Consider the following 16,921-nt stretch of genomic DNA (forward strand, 5'->3'; position numbering starts at 1 on the left):
CTATGAGCACTGACGGACCCCAGCGGGCGCGGATACCGCGCACCATTCGGCGCCTCGCCCTGCCGATCCTGCTGCTCTGGGTCGCGCTGGCCGCGATCACCAACATTGCGGTGCCGCAACTCGAAGAGGTCGGCAAGACCCACAACGTCGCGCTGAATTCGCCAGATGCGCCGTCGCTCAAGGCAATCAAGGCGATCGGCCAGTCGTTCCACGAGTTCGACACCGACAGCACCGCCATGATCGTCTTGGAGGGTGACCAGCCGCTCGGCGCGGACGCCCACCGCTATTACGACTCGCTGATCCGCAAATTCGAGCAGGACCACAAGCACGTCGAACACGTCCAGGACTACTGGGGTGACACGCTGACCGCGGCGGGCTCGCAGAGCAGCGACGGCAAGGCTGCCTACGTCCAGGTGAACACGGCCGGCAACCAGGGTTCGGCGTTGGCCAACGAATCCGTTGGCGCGCTTCGCGATATCGTCGACCACACCCCGCGGCCGCCGGGGCTCAAGACCTACGTCACCGGCCCCGCCCCGCTGATCTCCGACCAATTCGACGTCGGTAGCCAGGGCACCGCCAAGGTCACCACGATCACCATCGGGATGATCGCGCTGATGCTGTTCTTCGTCTACCGCTCGGTGTTCACCACGTTGTTGACGCTCGCCACGGTCCTCATCGAGATGTCCGCCGCGCGCGGCATCGTCGCCTTCCTCGGCAACGCCGGCGTCATCGGGTTGTCGACGTACGCGACCAACCTGCTGACCCTGTTGGTGGTGGCCGCCGGGACGGACTACGCGATCTTCTTCGTCGGCCGCTACCAGGAAGCGCGCGGATCCGGCGAGGATCGCGAATCGGCGTTCTACACCATGTATCACGGGACGGCCCACATCGTGCTGGGCTCCGGGCTCACCGTCGCCGGCGCGGTGGCATGCCTGAGTTTCACCCGGCTGCCGTACTTCCAGAGCCTGGGCATCCCGGCGGCGCTGGGCATCGTCGTCGCCCTGCTCGCCGCGCTCACCCTCGGCCCTGCCATCCTGGCGCTGGGCTCGTCGGTGGGTGTCTTCGACCCCAAGCGGGCCATCCAGACCCGGGGTTGGCGGCGGATCGGCACCGCGATCGTCCGCTGGCCGGGCGCCGTCCTCGCGGCGGCGAGCGCACTGGCCCTGGTGGGTCTGCTCGCATTGCCGGGCTACACCACCAGCTACGACACCCGCCCCTACATGCCGCAGAGCGCCCCGGCCAACATCGGCTACACCGCCGCCGAGCGGCACTTCTCGCGGGCCCGGCTGGAGCCCGAATTGCTGATGCTGCAAGCCGATCACGACATGCGCAACCCCGCCGACATGCTGGTGATCGACAGGGTGGCCAAAGGCGTCTTCCACGTCCCCGGCGTCGCCCAGGTGCAGACCATCACTCGACCGCTGGGCACCCCGCTCGACCACAGCTCGCTGGCGTTCGTGGTGAGCAATCAAAGCGCCGCCCAGCAGGAAAACCTTACCTACCAGCGGGATCGGGCCGACGACCTGCTGCGCCAGGCCGGCGAACTGGGCAAGACGATCAACATCTTGAAACAGCAGTACGTCTTGCAGCAGCAGCTCGCCGACAGCACCCACGACGAGGCGCAGAACTTCCACGACACGATCGACACGATCAAGGACCTGCGCGACAAGATCGCCAACTTCGACGACTTCTTCCGGCCGGTCCGCTCCTATTTCTATTGGGAGAAACACTGTTACGACATCCCGATCTGCTTCGCGTTCCGGTCGCTGTTCGACGCCCTCGACGGGATCGACCAGCTCACCGAGAAATTCGAGAACCTGACGGCCACCCTGGACAAGCTGGACGCGCTCCAGCCCCAACTCGTGGGGCTGATACCGCCGCAGATCGCCAGCCAGCAGACCAATCGCGATCTGACACTGGCCAATTACGCCACCCTGTCGGGTATCTACGCGCAGACGGCGGCCGCGATCGACAACGCGACGGCGCTGGGGCGCGCGTTCGACGCCGCCAAGAACGACGACACCTTCTACCTGCCGCCCGAGGTGTTCAGCAACCCCGACTTCAAGCGCGGCCTGAAACTGTTCCTGTCGCCCGACGGCAAGGCCGTGCGGATGATCGTCACCCATGACGGCGATCCCGCGACGCCGCAGGGCATTTCGCACATCGACCCGATCACCAAGGCCGCGCACGAATCCTTGAAGGGCACGCCGCTGGCCGACGCCAAGGTCTACCTCGGCGGGACCGCCGCGACGTACAAGGACATCCAGGACGGCGCCAAGTACGACCTGATGATCGTGGCGTTCGCGGCGCTCAGCCTCATCCTGCTCATCATGATGATCATCACGCGCAGCCTGATCGCCGCGCTGGTCATCGTCGGCACGGTGGCGCTGTCGTTGGGTGCGTCGTTCGGGTTATCCGTGCTGGTGTGGCAGTACATGCTCGGCATCCAGCTGTACTGGGTGGTGCTGGCGCTGGCCGTCATCTTGCTGCTGGCGGTGGGATCCGACTACAACCTGCTGCTGATCTCGCGGTTCCGCGAAGAGATCCACGCCGGCTTGAAGACCGGCGTCATCCGCGCCATGGCCGGGTCCGGCTCGGTGGTCACCTCCGCCGGGCTCGTCTTCGCGCTCACCATGTGCGCCTTCGTGTTCAGCGGCTTCCAGGTGCTTGGGCAGATCGGCACGACGATCGGCCTGGGGCTGCTGTTCGACACGCTGATCGTGCGGTCGTTCATGACGCCGTCCGTGGCGACGCTGTTGGGCCGCTGGTTCTGGTGGCCGCAACGGGTGCGCCCACGCCCGGCCAGCACGATGCTGCGGCCCTACGGGCCGCGCCCGGCGGTGCGTCAGCTGCTGCTGTGGGAGGACGACGACGAGGCGGTGGCCCCCACCCCCGAACCGGCGGCCGTGCGCTGACTCAGCGCAGCATCGTGGCGATGATGCCGGCCAGGTAACCCAGCCGGGCCACCTCCGACGGCCGGAACTCGGGGCCGGGGCGGCCCAGGATCACCGCGGTGTGCGCGTCGCCCAGCGGGGCGGCGACCATCGTCGTGTCCATGTCGCGCCACGCCTGCGGCACCCAGTCGGCGGTGTTGTCCAGCGTGACGGCGTGCTCGATCGGCAGCCAGGGGGCCGAGTCGGCCCGCGTCTCGGGGGCGCCGGGGCTGCCGGCCAGCCGCTCGAGGAGTCCGTCGCCGCCGTGGATCACCGTGCACCAGCTGACCCGCAGCACCTTGGGCGCCTCGTCGGCGAGCACCTGCAACCGCGTCGCGTTGTCCTCGGCTGCCGCGACGTGGTCGAGCAGCTCCAGCTCGCGGTGCGCCTCCAGCAGGCCGGTGTGCGGGCGCACGCTGTCCACGCGCACCCCGGACAGCGACTCGGCGGCCGTGATCAGGGTGTCGGGCATCGCCCCCGGCGGCAGCTCGATGACCAGGTCGTCGATCGCGTATCCGGAGCTGCGTTCCACGACGTCGAGCGACAAGATGTCCGCGCCCACCGACCCGAGCGCCACGGCCAGCGACCCCAGGCTGCCCGGGCGGTCGACGAGCTCGATGCGTAACAGATACGACGGCACGGCCAACACTGTCGCACAGTGCGGCGCGCGTGGCATTTCCGCACAACCCCTCACGACCCGCGCTCACCGGCGACCGACCGCCCGGCGGCGTGGCGCTCAGTAGGATGGCGGCTGCGGCTACTTGACCTTTCCGCGCGATCAGCGAACGCGTCAGGTCGTACGCCGTTGACCAGCGCCGATGAGCGCCCAACCGACCTAACTTCTGGAGTCCCTTGATGCATGTCGCCCTCTTCACCGACCTCCACCCCGACAGTCTCGGCGGGACGCAGGTATCGGTGGCCACTCAGCGTCGTGCGCTGGAGCAGTGCGGGCACCAGGTCACCGTCTTCACCGCGCCGATGGCCCACTCGGTCGATCGGGACCCCGGCGTGGTCGAACTCAAGCCCGTGCCGTTGGTCGCCCCACTGATGCGCGCATTGGGCCGCCACGACGACTTCGTCTTCGTGTGGCCGTCCAAGACCAATCGCGCGATCATCGATAAGGCGTTTCACACCCGGGCGCCCATCGACATCGTGCACACGCAGGGCGACCTCGGCGTCGCGATCGCGGGCGTGGCGGCCGCGCGCCGGCACGGCGTCCCGGTGGTGCAGACCAAGCACACGCGCTTCGACGTGTACTTCGAGCAAGCCACCGCCACGCCGCTGCCGCTGGCGCTGCTGTTCGCCCAGATGCAGAAGCGGCACATCTCGCCGGACTTCACCCTGACCCCGGCGAAGGAGACCGCGGCTTCGCGGCTGGCCTGGCGCCTGATGGTGGCCCACGCGCAGGCCGTCGACCACGAGATCACGCCGACGCGACACTTCGCGCAGACGTTGGCCCGCCGCGGGGTCAGCCGGCCGATCTCGGCGATCTCCAACGGCGTCGACGACGACGTCATCGACCGGGCCCGGCAAGTCGACGTGGCCGCCCCGTCGGACGGTGCGCCGCTGCGGCTGATCTGGTGCGGGCGCCTGTCGTCGGAGAAGCGGGCCCTGGCCGCGCTCGAAGCCGTCGCCCGGGTCGACGGCTGCACGCTCGACATCTACGGCGAAGGCCACCTCGAGCCGTCGATGCGCAAGAGGATCGACGCCGCCGGCCTCTCGCACCGGGTGCGCCTGCACGGCCGCGTCGACCGCGAGGACTGCCTGGTCGCGATGAAGTCGGGTGACGCGCTGCTATTCACGTCCTACGACTTCGACACCCAGGGACTCGTCCTGCTGGAGGCGGTCGCGATGTCGCTGCCCGTGATCTATTGCGATCCCGCGCTGGGGGAGACGGTGCCCGACGGCGGCGGTGTCCTGGCCGCCGACCCGTCGCCCGACGCGCTGGCGGCGGCGATCCGCGCCCTCGCCGAGGACCGCGACACGCTGCGCCGGATGACCCGGGTGGTCACCGCCCACCGCGACGCCGGCCGGCAGTCGCTGCAGACCCAGAAGATCATCGCCATCTACAACAGCCTGCTCGACAGGGTGCCTGCGTGAGCGCGGCGTCGCGATGAGCGGGCCGTTCCCGTCGAGCGTGCGGTTAGCTTCACGCTGGGCGCCGAGCGTGCGGCCAGCTTCACGTTCGCGGGCCCGATCCCGATAGGCTTTGCGCTCGTGTCCCAGATCTCCCGCGACGAGGTGGCGCACCTGGCCCGGCTGTCCCGGCTGGCGTTGACCGACGGCGAACTCGACAGCTTCGCCGGGCAGCTCGACGCCATCCTGACCCACGTCAGCCAGGTGCAGGCGGTCGACGTCACCGGCGTCGAAGCGACCGACAACCCGCTCAAGAGCGTCAACGTCACCCGCCCCGACGAGCCGGCCCCGTGCCTGACGCAGGCCGAGGCGCTGGACCAGGCGCCCGAGGCGGCCGACGGCCGGTTCGCGGTGCCGCAGATCCTGGGGGACAGCGAGTGAACGACATCGTCCGGTCCGACGCCGCGACGCTGGCCGCCCGGATCGCCGCCAAGGAGTTGTCCTCGGTCGAGCTCACCCAGGCGTGCCTGGACCAGATCGCCGCGACCGACGATCGCTACCACGCCTTCCTGCACGTCGCCGCGGACGAGGCGCTTGCCGCGGCGGCCGTCGTCGACGAGGCGGTGGCCGCGGGCGAACGGTTGCCGTCGCCGCTGGCCGGGGTGCCGCTCGCGCTCAAGGACGTGTTCACCACCACCGACATGCCCACCACCTGCGGATCGAAAATCCTCGAGGGCTGGCGCTCGCCCTACGACGCCACCGTCACCACGCGGCTGCGCGCCGCCGGCATCCCGATTCTGGGCAAGACCAACATGGACGAGTTCGCGATGGGCAGCTCGACCGAAAACTCGGCCTTCGGCCCCACCCGCAACCCGTGGAACGTCGAACGCGTGCCGGGGGGCTCCGGTGGCGGCAGCGCGGCGGCGCTGGCCGCCTTCCAGGCCCCGTTGGCCATCGGGTCCGACACCGGCGGCTCGATCCGCCAGCCGGCCGCGCTGACCGCGACGGTCGGTGTCAAGCCCACCTACGGCACCGTGTCCCGCTACGGGCTGGTGGCGTGCGCGTCGTCGCTGGATCAGGGCGGCCCGTGCGCGCGCACCGTGCTCGACACCGCGCTGCTGCACCAGGTGATTGCCGGCCACGACCCGCTGGACTCCACCTCCGTCGACGCGCCCGTGCCCGACGTCGTCGCCGCAGCCCGCGCGGGCGCCGCGGGCGACCTGCAGGGCGTGCGGGTCGGGGTGGTCAAGCAGCTGCGCGGCGAGGGTTACCAGCCGGGGGTGCTGGCCTCCTTCGAGGCCGCCGTCGAGCAGCTGTCCAGCCTGGGCGCCGAGGTGAGTGAAGTCGATTGCCCGCACTTCGAACACGCGCTGGCCGCCTACTACCTCATCCTGCCGTCGGAGGTGTCGAGCAACCTGGCCCGCTTCGACGCGATGCGCTACGGGCTGCGGGTCGGCGACGACGGGACGCACAGCGCCGAGGAGGTGATGGCGCTGACCCGCGCCGCCGGTTTCGGGCCGGAGGTCAAGCGCCGCATCATGATCGGCACCTACGCCCTGTCGGCCGGGTACTACGACGCCTACTACAACCAGGCGCAGAAGGTGCGCACGCTGATCGCCCGCGACCTGGACCGGGCGTATGAATCGGTGGACGTGGTCGTCTCGCCGGCCACCCCGACCACGGCGTTCGGGCTGGGCGAGAAGGTCGACGACCCGCTGGCCATGTACCTGTTCGACTTGTGCACGCTGCCGCTGAACCTGGCCGGGCATTGCGGCATGTCCGTGCCGTCGGGCCTGTCGCCGGACGACGGTCTGCCGGTGGGGCTGCAAATCATGGCGCCCGCGCTGGCCGACGACCGCCTCTACCGGGTGGGCGCGGCGTACGAGGCCGCTCGGGGGGCGTTGCCCTCGGCCGTCTGAGCTTTCGCTGCGCTGCCGGCGACCGGCAGGGCAAGATGAGGGGATGCGGATCGGAGTTCTCACCGGCGGCGGCGACTGTCCCGGCCTCAACGCCGTCATCCGGGCGGTGGTGCGTACGTGTGACTCCCGCTACGGCTCGTCGGTGGTCGGCTTCCAGGACGGGTGGCGCGGGCTGCTGGAGAACCGGCGCGTGCAGCTGCAGAACGACGACCGCAACGACCGGCTGCTGGCCAAGGGCGGCACCATGCTGGGCACCGCGCGGGTGCATCCGGACAAGTTGCGCGCCGGGCTGGACCAGATCAAGCAGACCCTCGACGACAACGGCATCGACGTCCTCATCCCGATCGGCGGCGAGGGCACCCTGACGGCCGCGCACTGGCTCTCCGAGGAGAACGTGCCCGTGGTGGGCGTGCCCAAGACGATCGACAACGACATTGATTGCACCGACGTGACTTTCGGCCACGACACGGCGTTGACGGTGGCCACCGACGCGATCGACCGGTTGCACAGCACCGCCGAATCCCATCAGCGCGTGATGCTGGTGGAGGTGATGGGCCGCCACGCCGGTTGGATCGCGCTCAACGCGGGCCTGGCCTCGGGCGCCCACATGACGCTGATTCCCGAACAGCCCTTCGACGTCGAAGAGGTATGTCGCCTGGTCAAACGCCGCTTCCAGCGCGGGGATTCACACTTCATTTGTGTGGTCGCCGAGGGCGCCAAACCCATCGCGGGCTCGATCTCGTTGCGCGAGGGCGGGATCGACGAGTTCGGCCACGAGAAGTTCACCGGCGTCGCGGCCCAGCTCGGCGCCGAGGTGGAGAAGCGGATCAACAAGGACGTCCGGGTCACCGTGCTCGGCCACGTCCAGCGCGGCGGGACACCCACCGCGTACGACCGGGTGCTGGCCACCCGGTTCGGCGTCAACGCCGCCGACGCCGCGCACGCGGGGGAGTACGGGCAGATGGTGTCGTTGCGGGGGCAAGACATCGGCCGCGTGCCGCTGGCCGACGCCGTGCGCCAGCTCAAGCTGGTGCCGCAAAGCCGCTACGACGACGCCGTCGCGTTCTTCGGCTGACCCGCTTCGCCCCGCGTCGCCCCGCTTCGCGGCGCTCGCGATCACCATTAGGATCGGCGGCATGAGTGTTGCTGCCGACGCCGATCTCATGCCCTACGCCGAGGTCCTCACCCGCTTCGATCCGGTGCTCGGGCTCGAGGTGCACGTCGAGTTGTCCACCGCCACCAAGATGTTCTGTGGCTGCGCCACCACTTTCGGCGCCGAACCCAACACGCAGGTGTGCCCGATCTGCCTTGGCCTGCCCGGCTCGCTGCCGACGGTCAACCAGGCCGCCGTGGAGTCGGCCATCCGGATCGGGCTGGCGCTCAACTGCGAGATCGTGCCGTGGTGCCGGTTCGCGCGCAAGAACTACTTCTACCCGGATCAGCCGAAGAACTACCAGATCTCCCAGTACGACGAGCCGATCGCCATCAACGGTTATCTGGACGCCCCGCTTGACGACGGCAGCACCTGGCGCGTCGAGATCGAGCGGGCGCACATGGAGGAGGACACCGGCAAGCTGACCCACTTGGGCAGCGAGACCGGCCGGATCCACGGCGCCACGACGTCGTTGATCGATTACAACCGCGCCGGCGTTCCCCTGATCGAGATCGTCACCAAGCCGATCCAGAACGCGGGGGAGCGGGCCCCGCAGATCGCCCGCGCCTACGTGACGGCCCTGCGGGACCTGTTGCGCGGGTTGGGCGTATCCGACGTGCGCATGGACCAGGGCTCGATGCGCTGCGACTCCAACGTGTCCCTGCGGCCGATCGGCACGGTCGAGTTCGGCACCCGCACCGAAACCAAGAACGTCAACTCGCTGAAAAGCGTCGAGGTCGCCGTGCGCTACGAGATGCAGCGGCAGGCCGCGGTGCTGGCATCCGGTGGCCGAATCATCCAGGAGACCAGGCACTTCCACGAGACCGGCGGCTACACCAGCCCGGGCCGCGTCAAGGAGACCGCCGAGGACTACCGCTACTTCCCCGAACCCGACCTGGAGCCCGTCGCGCCCAGCCGCGAGCTCGTCGAGCGGCTGCGCGAAACCATCCCCGAGCTGCCCTGGTTGAGCCGCAAGCGAATTCAGCAGGAGTGGGGCGTCTCCGACGAGGTGATGCGCGACCTGGTCAACGCCGGCGCCGTCGAATTGGTCGCCGAGACGGTCACACACGGCGCGTCCAGCGAGCAGGCCCGCGCGTGGTGGGGCAACTTCTTGGTGCAAAAGGCCAACGAGGCCGGCGTGGCATTGGACGGACTGGCCATCACCCCGGCGCAGGTGGCCGCGGTGGTGGCGCTGGTCGACGAGGGCAAGCTGTCGGTCAAGCTGGCCCGCCAGGTCGTGGAGGGCGTACTGGCCGGCGAGGGTGAGCCCGACGAGGTCATGACCGCCCGCGGCCTAGCCCTGGTGCGCGACGACTCGGTGACCCAGGCCGCGGTCGACGAGGCGCTGGCAGCCAACCCCGACGTCGCGGAGAAGATTCGCGGCGGCAAGGTGGCCGCGGCCGGCGCGATCGTCGGCGCGGTGATGAAGGCTACCCGCGGCCAGGCCGACGCGGCGCGGGTCCGCGAACTGGTCCTGGCCGCCTGCGGGCAGGGCTAGCGCGAAAGTCCTTGCCGCTCAGCTCTTGTCGTCGCTGTTGCGGGGGAACCCGCCGCCCTGCGGGAACAGCGGGAACACCACGTCGTCGAGTTTCTCGGCGTCGCCGGCGGTCTTGTTGACCGTCGCGCCCCACACGTTGCCGTCCGGGGACATCCGCAACGCCCAGACGTGCGCATGCGTGTCCTTGCGGACGACGTCGGGTTCACCGGTGACCGCCCCGGTCGCCGGCGCCAGCCGGACCGCGACGGTCATCTTGGTGTTGATCAGGTTGACGAGCACGGTCCCGTCCATCGCCGCGCAGCCCGCCACCCCCGGCTTGTCCGGCCAGGTCCACACCGTCGACACGTCCGAGGTCTTGGTGATGCGCTGCAACCGGTCCGCCGTCGGGGTGCGGTCGGCGACGTAGAGCGAGCCGTCGACGGGGTCGATGCACAAGCCGCCACCGGAGCCGACGCCGGACAGCGCCGTCGTAGGCGGTGCCTGACCGATGGTGGTCGGCTGCTCGATGCGTAACACCTTGCCCGCCAACGACTTCGGGTCCGCAGCCAGAGCCGGGTTGCCCGCGTCGCCCGTCAACACCACCAGGGTCGTGGGGCTGGTGAAGGTCAGCGCCCCGGCGTTGCCGGTGGCGCCCTTGGGGATTCCGGTCAAGATGTCTTTGGGGATGTCGCCGTCGGCCACCCGGATCACCCGGTTGTCGGTCGGGGTGCTGATGTAGGCGTACATGAGGCGGTCTTGCGGGTAGGTCGGCGACAGCACGATGTCCATCAGGCCGCCGTCGCCCGACGGGTCGACCGGGATCACCATCTTCATCTTGGGTTCGGCGCTCACCGAGATGTCCTTGACCGCGCCCGTGGTGCGCTCGGCAACCAACGCGGTTTTGCTGTCGGGACCCATGATCAGGCCGCTGGTGCTCTCCAGGCAGCCCTGCATCACGCCGGGCGCCGGGCAGGCCTTGGGGAACGGCGTCGGCGGCAACGGCGGCGGCGGGGGCGGGGTCGAACTGGGTTGCGGCTTGAGCTCCGGCGCCGTGGTGAACGGTTGCGACTGGGCGTCGTTGAACCGGGCGCAACCGCTCGAGAGCAGCGCGACCGCACACAGCGCGGTGAATCCGCGCCGAATCGACCGCCTCGATCGCCCAAGTCGCATGACCGCAAGGCTACGGATACCGGCGGCGGCGCCGCCACACACGTCCCGTCAGGACGGCCGTCGGCGGCGGCCGACGGCGCCATTTCGGCCCCCGGGACGCCCCCGCGCGGTGATTTGGGCCCCGTTTGGCGGGCAAACCGCCGATTGCCTGGCGAAAGCGCCGCTCAAATCCCCAATCTAGGGGCGAATGCCCTTACCCTGACACCCGTGAGCAGTCAACCGAATGACGCACCTTGGCAGCGGCCCGGCGAAGCTTCCGAGCCGATTCCGGGACGCCCCGTCTCTGCGCGCCTGGTCGATCCCGAAGATGATCTGACGCCCATCGGTTACCCCGGTGATTTCCACCCCAGCACCGGAACCACCACCGTCATCCCCTATGGCCACCACGCCGCCGTGGCGGGCTCGGGGGCCGCCGGCTACCACGCGCTCGATCAGCAGGAGCCGCTGCCCTATGTCCAGCCGCAGTCGGTATCGCGGCACACCGCCGTCGATTCCGCCGACGTCGACGCGGACGAACACCACGACCGGGTGCACGAATTCGGTCGCCGCGGCACCCAGCACCTCGGTTTGCTGGTCCTGCGGGTCGGGCTCGGCGCGGTGCTCATCGCCCACGGACTGCAGAAGCTGTTCGGCTGGTGGGGCGGCGCGGGCGTCACCGGCTTCAAAAACTCACTGTCCGACGTCGGCTATCAGCATGCCGACATCCTCGCCTACGTCAGCGCCGGCGGCGAGACCGTGGCGGGCGTGCTGCTGGTCCTCGGCCTGTTCACGCCGGTGGCGGCGGCGGGCGCGCTGGCGTTCCTGATCAACGGCCTGCTGGCCACCGTCTCGGCGCGGCCGCACACCCACACCTTCACGTACTTTCTGCCCGACGGGCACGAATACCAGCTCACCCTCATCGTGATGGCCGTCGCGGTCATCCTGTCCGGACCCGGCCGCTACGGCCTGGACGCCGGCCGGGGCTGGGCGCACCGCCCCTTCATCGGCTCCTTCGTCGCCCTGCTGGCCGGCATCGCAGCCGGCGTCGGGGTGTGGGTGCTGCTCAACGGGGTCAACCCGATCGGCTGACCTCCGCGGGCGTCACTCGTAGGGATTCGGCACGCGACCCGCGCTGGCCTTGGTCAGCTGCGGCAGCGTCGCAAAGGTGACCGCGGGTAACCGCACCTCGGCGCCGCTCTTCAGGCGCGCCCGCGCCCACGACCCGCGGTGAAAACGCAGGCCGTCGATGTCGCCCCAGGCCAGGCGGCGGCTGCCCAGCAACGTGCGCACCGTGACGCCGGCATCGTCGGCGACGGTGCGCAACCGCACGATCATCGCCGACAACACCACCGGGATCACCAGCAGCACCGCCGACGGCGCCCACACGGTCAGCGGGATCAGCAACCCCAACGTCAGGAAGCCGACGGCCAGGTGGGCCATCGGGGACACCCTGATGACGACGGGCGTCTGGGACGGCGTTGGGGAGGGTGAACCGGTAGCCACCCGCCCATCATTTCATCCGCCGTGACCCGGGCGGCCCCCGGCGAAGGGCCGGGATTTGACGGCTGAGCTGTGCGAAGGCTACCGTCGGACGTTATGGATACCGCCGGACAGCCCGGGATGCTCGTAGTAATTAGTCGGCGCGTTGGTGCCTGACTAGCTCGTCAGCATTTCAGCTATCCACCAACGCGCAACCCTCGTGCAGCAGAAGAGCTGTCGGGGGTTTTTTGTTGCCCCCAGCGAGACTCCCAGAGTGAATAAGGACACCGAACCACAGTGAGCGCTCCCACCAGGTCGCACGCCACCGAGCCGCAGCGCGCCGCCGACATCGCCACGGACGCGGCGGAAACACCCGCGGCCGCCCCCACCAGTCACCCGAAACGTGTTGCGCCCGAGCAACTTACCGGCGCACAGTCGGTGATCCGCTCGTTGGAGGAGCTCGGCGTCGAGGTCATCTTCGGGATCCCGGGCGGCGCCGTGCTGCCCGTGTATGACCCGTTGTTCGACTCCAAGAAGCTGCGCCATGTGCTGGTCCGCCACGAGCAGGGCGCCGGCCACGCGGCCAGCGGCTACGCCCACGCCACCGGCAAGGTCGGCGTGATGATGGCCACCTCGGGCCCCGGCGCGACGAACCTGGTGACGCCGCTGGCCGACGCCCAGATGGACTCGATCCCCGTGGTCGCGGTCACCGGCCAGGTCGGTCGCTCGCTGATCGGCACGGACGCCTTCCAGGAGGCCGACATCTCCGGCATCACGATGCCGATCACCAAGCACAACTTCCTCGTCCGCTCCGGCGACGAGATCCCGCAGGTGCTCGCCGAGGCGTTCTACATTGCGGCGTCGGGCCGCCCGGGCGCGGTGCTCGTCGACATCCCCAAGGACGTGCTGCAGGCCCAGTGCACGTTCAGCTGGCCGCCGCGGCTGGACCTGCCCGGCTACAAGCCCAACACCAAGCCGCACGGCCGGCAGATCCGGGAGGCCGCCAAGCTGATCGCGGCCGCCCGCAAACCGGTGCTCTACGTCGGCGGCGGCGTCATTCGCGGGGAGGCGACCGAGCAGCTGCTCGAACTGGCCGAGCTGACCGGTATCCCCGTCGTCACCACGCTGATGGCGCGCGGTGCGTTCCCGGACAGCCACCGCCAGCACCTCGGCATGCCCGGCATGCACGGCACCGTCGCCGCGGTGGCGGCGTTGCAGCGCAGCGACCTGCTGATCGCGTTGGGCACCCGCTTCGACGACCGGGTGACGGGCAAGCTCGAGACGTTTGCCCCGGAGGCCAAGGTCATTCACGCCGACATCGACCCGGCCGAGATCGGCAAGAACCGCCACGCGGACGTGCCCATCGTCGGCGACGTCAAAGCCGTCATCACCGAGCTGATCGCCATGCTGCGCCAGCGCGAGATCCCGGGTGCCGTCGACATGACCGAGTGGTGGGCCTACCTGGACCAGGTCCAGTCCACCTACCCGCTGAGCTACGGGCCGCAGAGCGACGGCAGCCTGAGCCCGGAATACGTCATCTCCAAGCTCGGCGAGATCGCCGGGCCCGACGCGGTGTACGTGGCCGGCGTCGGCCAGCACCAGATGTGGGCCGCACAGTTCATCTCCTACGAAAAGCCGCGCACCTGGCTGAATTCCGGCGGGCTCGGCACCATGGGCTTCGCCGTTCCGGCTGCCATGGGCGCGAAGATGGCGCGGCCCGAGGCCGAGGTGTGGGCGATCGACGGCGACGGCTGCTTCCAGATGACCAACCAGGAACTGGCCACCTGCGCCGTCGAGGGCATCCCGATCAAGGTGGCGCTGATCAACAACGGCAACCTGGGCATGGTGCGCCAATGGCAGACGCTGTTCTACGAGGAGCGGTACTCCCAAACGGATCTGGCCACCCACTCGCGGCGCATCCCCGACTTCGTCAAGCTCGCCGAGGCGCTCGGCTGCGTCGGAATCCGTTGTGAGCGTGAGGAAGACGTCGAGGCCGCGATCAACCAGGCGCGCGCCATCAACGACCGCCCGGTGGTGATCGACTTCATCGTCGGTGCCGACGCGCAGGTCTGGCCGATGGTGGCGGCCGGCACCAGCAACGACGAGATCCAGGCCGCGCGCGGCATCCGCCCGCTGTTCGACGACGAGAGCGAAGGGCACGCCTGATGACCGGAGCAAAAACGCACACGCTGTCGGTGTTGGTGGAGGACAAGCCCGGTGTGCTCGCCCGCATCGCCGCATTGTTCTCGCGCCGCGGCTTCAACATCGAGTCGTTGGCCGTCGGCGGCACCGAGACGAAGAACATGTCCCGGATGACCATCGTCGTCTCGGCCGAGGAGACTCCGCTCGAGCAGATCACCAAGCAGCTCAACAAGCTGATCAACGTCATCAAAATCGTTGAGCTCGAAGAGGGCAACGCGGTGTCTCGCGAACTGGCGCTGATCAAGGTGCGCGCCGACGCGGGCAGCCGCAGCCAGGTGATCGAGGCGGTGAACCTGTTCCGCGCCAAGGTCATCGACGTCTCGCCCGAGGCCCTGACCATCGAGGCGACGGGCGACCGCGGCAAGATCGAGGCGCTGCTGCGGGTGCTGGAGCCGTTCGGCATCCGCGAGATCGTCGAATCGGGTGTGGTGTCGTTGTCGCGCGGTCCGCGGGGAATCGGCACCGCCAAGTGATTTTTCGCTAAGTAGTTATTCGCCAATAAACACAAAGGAGAAATCGAAGTGCCAACCGAGGCATTAGAGCTGTTCTATGACGACGACGCCGACCTGTCGATCATCCAGGGCCGCAAGGTCGGTGTGATCGGCTACGGCAGTCAGGGGCATGCCCATTCGCTGAGCCTGCGCGACTCGGGCGTGCAGGTGCGCGTCGGCCTGAAGGAGGGCTCGAAGTCCCGCGCCAAGGTCGAAGAGCAGGGGCTGGAGGTCGACACCCCGGCCGAGGTCGCCAAGTGGGCCGACGTCATCATGCTGCTGGCGCCCGACACCGCGCAGGCCGACATCTTCAAGAACGAAATCGAGCCCAACCTCAAAGACGGCGACGCGCTGTTCTTCGGGCACGGCCTCAACATTCACTTCGACTTGATCAAGCCGCCGGCGAACGTGACCGTCGCGATGGTCGCCCCGAAGGGCCCCGGCCACCTGGTGCGCCGGCAGTTCGTCGACGGCAAGGGCGTGCCCGCCCTGATCGCTGTCGACCAGGACCCCAACGGCGAGGGCGAGGCGCTGGCGCTGTCCTACGCCAAGGCGATCGGCGGCACCCGGGCCGGTGTCATCAAGACCACCTTCAAGGACGAGACGGAGACCGACCTGTTCGGTGAGCAGGCCGTGTTGTGCGGCGGCACAGAGGAATTGGTGAAGGTCGGTTTCGATGTGATGGTCGAGGCGGGCTATCCGCCGGAGATGGCGTACTTCGAGGTGCTGCACGAGCTCAAGCTGATCGTCGACCTGATGTACGAGGGCGGCATCGCCCGGATGAACTACTCGGTGTCCGACACCGCGGAGTTCGGCGGCTACCTGTCGGGCCCGCGCGTCATCGACGCCGGCACCAAGGAGCGGATGCGCGAGATCCTGCGCGACATCCAAGACGGCAGCTTCACCAAGAAGCTGGTCGCCAACGTCGAGGGCGGCAACAAGCAGCTCGAGGCGCTGCGTAAGGAAAACGCCGAGCACCCCATCGAGGTCACCGGCAAGAAGCTGCGCGACCTGATGAGCTGGGTGGACCGCCCGATCACCGAGACCGCTTAGATCCTTCGGTACTTCGTCGAGATCGACGTCAGCGCGCGGACTTTCGAGATACCGCCGCGCTGGCGTCGATTTCGCGTTCGCGGCTAGGCCGCCAGGCGGCCGGCGATGGTCACCACGCGGCGGGCCAGGTGGTCCAGCGCGTCGTTGGTGGCGTCATCGAATTCGTCGATGTTGTCGTGGGTGGTGAGCAGGCTGGCTCCATAGGGGTTGCCGTCGACGAATTTCAGCGGGTCGGTGTAGCCGGGCGGGACGATGATGCCGCCGAAGTGCATCAGCGTGGTGTAGAGCGAGGTCAGTGTCGTCTCCTGGCCCCCGTGCAGCGTGTTCGACGACGTGAACGCGGCGTACACCTTGTCGGCGAGCTTGCCCTGCGCCCACAGGCCACCCAGGGAGTCCAGGAAGGCGCGCAATTGCGCTGCGGGGGAGCCGAAGCGCGTCGGCGAGCCGAAGATGACGGCGTCCGCCCAGACGATGTCGTCGCCGGTCGCGGCCGGAAGGTCTTTGGTGGCTTCGTAATTCGCCGTCCACGCGGGATTGTGCGCGAACGACTCCGGAGGCAGGGTTTCGGCGACGGGGCGGACCCGCACCTCGGCGCCGGTGGCCTGCGCCGCGGCGGCGACGCGGCGCGCCATCGTGGTGCCGTGGCCGGTGGCGGAGTAGTAGATGATCGCGAGTTTCGTCACGGCGCCATCGTAGGGCCGGGGAGGTCGCGGGCGTGGTGGACCGGTCGGGAAGTGGTTGGCGAAGTGCCCGCCTCGTAGCGACAAACCCCCGCCGAGCCGCCCGCGCCGCCCGCGCCGCGCCGCTCAGAAGCCGTCGCCGCCCGCGCGGGGGGCTCACCACAGGCGCCCCACGCGTCCCGTTCCGGAGGTGACCGGGTAAGTGCCCGCCTCACAGCGACAACGGCTCGGCCGCGCGCCGATGGGAGGCCGACCGCGGCGGTGGCGCGGCGCGGACCCCGCGGCGCGCCGCGTAGCGCACCTGGAGCG

Annotated in this window: 14 protein-coding genes; 10 read left to right on the top strand and 4 right to left on the bottom strand. The window is 69.1% G+C overall.

Features of this window, described 5'->3' with window-relative positions; all coding sequences use genetic code 11:
• The first annotated feature begins 2 nt into the window (after positions 1–2).
• Positions 3–2,915: an RND family transporter gene (locus A5714_RS18245; protein ID WP_068287484.1), complete on the top strand. Its 2,913-nt coding sequence runs from the start codon at positions 3–5 to the stop codon at positions 2,913–2,915.
• A 1-nt stretch (position 2,916) separates the two neighbouring features.
• On the opposite strand, the gene A5714_RS18250 is transcribed toward A5714_RS18245, so the two are convergent.
• The gene (locus A5714_RS18250) at positions 2,917–3,573 is read right to left on the bottom strand and encodes an amino acid-binding protein (RefSeq protein WP_156671039.1); all 657 of its coding nucleotides are present in this window, start codon (positions 3,571–3,573) and stop codon (positions 2,917–2,919) included.
• A 215-nt stretch (positions 3,574–3,788) separates the two neighbouring features.
• Between A5714_RS18250 and A5714_RS18255 the strand changes: the two genes are divergently transcribed.
• The 5 genes from A5714_RS18255 (at position 3,789) to gatB (ending at position 9,579) form a co-directional block, all read left to right on the top strand.
• Positions 3,789–5,033, top strand: coding sequence for a glycosyltransferase (locus tag A5714_RS18255; RefSeq protein WP_068287486.1), 1,245 nt, complete (start codon positions 3,789–3,791; stop codon positions 5,031–5,033).
• A gap of 117 nt (positions 5,034–5,150) precedes the next feature.
• Positions 5,151–5,450 (top strand): Asp-tRNA(Asn)/Glu-tRNA(Gln) amidotransferase subunit GatC, encoded by a 300-nt coding sequence (gene gatC, locus A5714_RS18260; RefSeq protein WP_068069086.1) that lies wholly within the window; start codon positions 5,151–5,153, stop codon positions 5,448–5,450.
• Positions 5,447–6,928, top strand: coding sequence for an Asp-tRNA(Asn)/Glu-tRNA(Gln) amidotransferase subunit GatA (gene gatA / locus A5714_RS18265; protein ID WP_068287489.1), 1,482 nt, complete (start codon positions 5,447–5,449; stop codon positions 6,926–6,928). The genes gatC and gatA overlap by 4 nt, the downstream gene beginning before the upstream one ends.
• A gap of 43 nt (positions 6,929–6,971) precedes the next feature.
• On the top strand, positions 6,972–8,003 hold the full coding sequence (locus A5714_RS18270) for an ATP-dependent 6-phosphofructokinase (protein ID WP_068069094.1): 1,032 nt from the start codon (positions 6,972–6,974) through the stop codon (positions 8,001–8,003).
• Between the two features lie 61 nt (positions 8,004–8,064).
• Complete coding sequence (gene gatB / locus A5714_RS18275) at positions 8,065–9,579, top strand: Asp-tRNA(Asn)/Glu-tRNA(Gln) amidotransferase subunit GatB (protein WP_068069097.1); 1,515 nt, start codon at positions 8,065–8,067, stop codon at positions 9,577–9,579.
• Between the two features lie 18 nt (positions 9,580–9,597).
• On the opposite strand, the gene A5714_RS18280 is transcribed toward gatB, so the two are convergent.
• Positions 9,598–10,728, bottom strand: coding sequence for a PQQ-dependent sugar dehydrogenase (locus A5714_RS18280; protein ID WP_082959835.1), 1,131 nt, complete (start codon positions 10,726–10,728; stop codon positions 9,598–9,600).
• A 207-nt stretch (positions 10,729–10,935) separates the two neighbouring features.
• On the opposite strand from A5714_RS18280, the gene A5714_RS18285 reads away from it, so the two are divergent.
• A complete protein-coding gene (locus A5714_RS18285) occupies positions 10,936–11,796 on the top strand; it encodes a DoxX family protein (protein ID WP_068069100.1) in 861 nt (286 codons plus the stop codon).
• A 12-nt stretch (positions 11,797–11,808) separates the two neighbouring features.
• On the opposite strand, the gene A5714_RS18290 is transcribed toward A5714_RS18285, so the two are convergent.
• Positions 11,809–12,147 (bottom strand): PH domain-containing protein, encoded by a 339-nt coding sequence (locus tag A5714_RS18290; protein WP_068287492.1) that lies wholly within the window; start codon positions 12,145–12,147, stop codon positions 11,809–11,811.
• A gap of 387 nt (positions 12,148–12,534) precedes the next feature.
• On the opposite strand from A5714_RS18290, the gene A5714_RS18295 reads away from it, so the two are divergent.
• The 3 genes from A5714_RS18295 to ilvC all read left to right on the top strand — a co-directional run bounded on the left by A5714_RS18295 (position 12,535) and on the right by ilvC (position 15,932).
• On the top strand, positions 12,535–14,352 hold the full coding sequence (locus tag A5714_RS18295) for an acetolactate synthase large subunit (RefSeq protein WP_231973764.1): 1,818 nt from the start codon (positions 12,535–12,537) through the stop codon (positions 14,350–14,352).
• Positions 14,352–14,861, top strand: coding sequence for an acetolactate synthase small subunit (gene ilvN / locus A5714_RS18300; protein ID WP_068069108.1), 510 nt, complete (start codon positions 14,352–14,354; stop codon positions 14,859–14,861). The genes A5714_RS18295 and ilvN overlap by 1 nt, the downstream gene beginning before the upstream one ends.
• Before the next feature lie 69 nt (positions 14,862–14,930).
• Entirely contained in the window at positions 14,931–15,932 is a 1,002-nt protein-coding gene (ilvC, locus tag A5714_RS18305; RefSeq protein WP_068069130.1) for a ketol-acid reductoisomerase, read from the top strand.
• Positions 15,933–16,015: 83 nt separating this feature from the next.
• Here the strand turns inward: ilvC and wrbA are convergent, their stop codons facing one another.
• Positions 16,016–16,615 (bottom strand): NAD(P)H:quinone oxidoreductase, encoded by a 600-nt coding sequence (gene wrbA / locus A5714_RS18310; protein WP_068287495.1) that lies wholly within the window; start codon positions 16,613–16,615, stop codon positions 16,016–16,018.
• Positions 16,616–16,921: the final 306 nt, after the last annotated feature.

This window comes from Mycobacterium sp. E2462 (assembly GCF_001672685.1).
In the GTDB taxonomy this organism is placed as follows: domain Bacteria; phylum Actinomycetota; class Actinomycetes; order Mycobacteriales; family Mycobacteriaceae; genus Mycobacterium.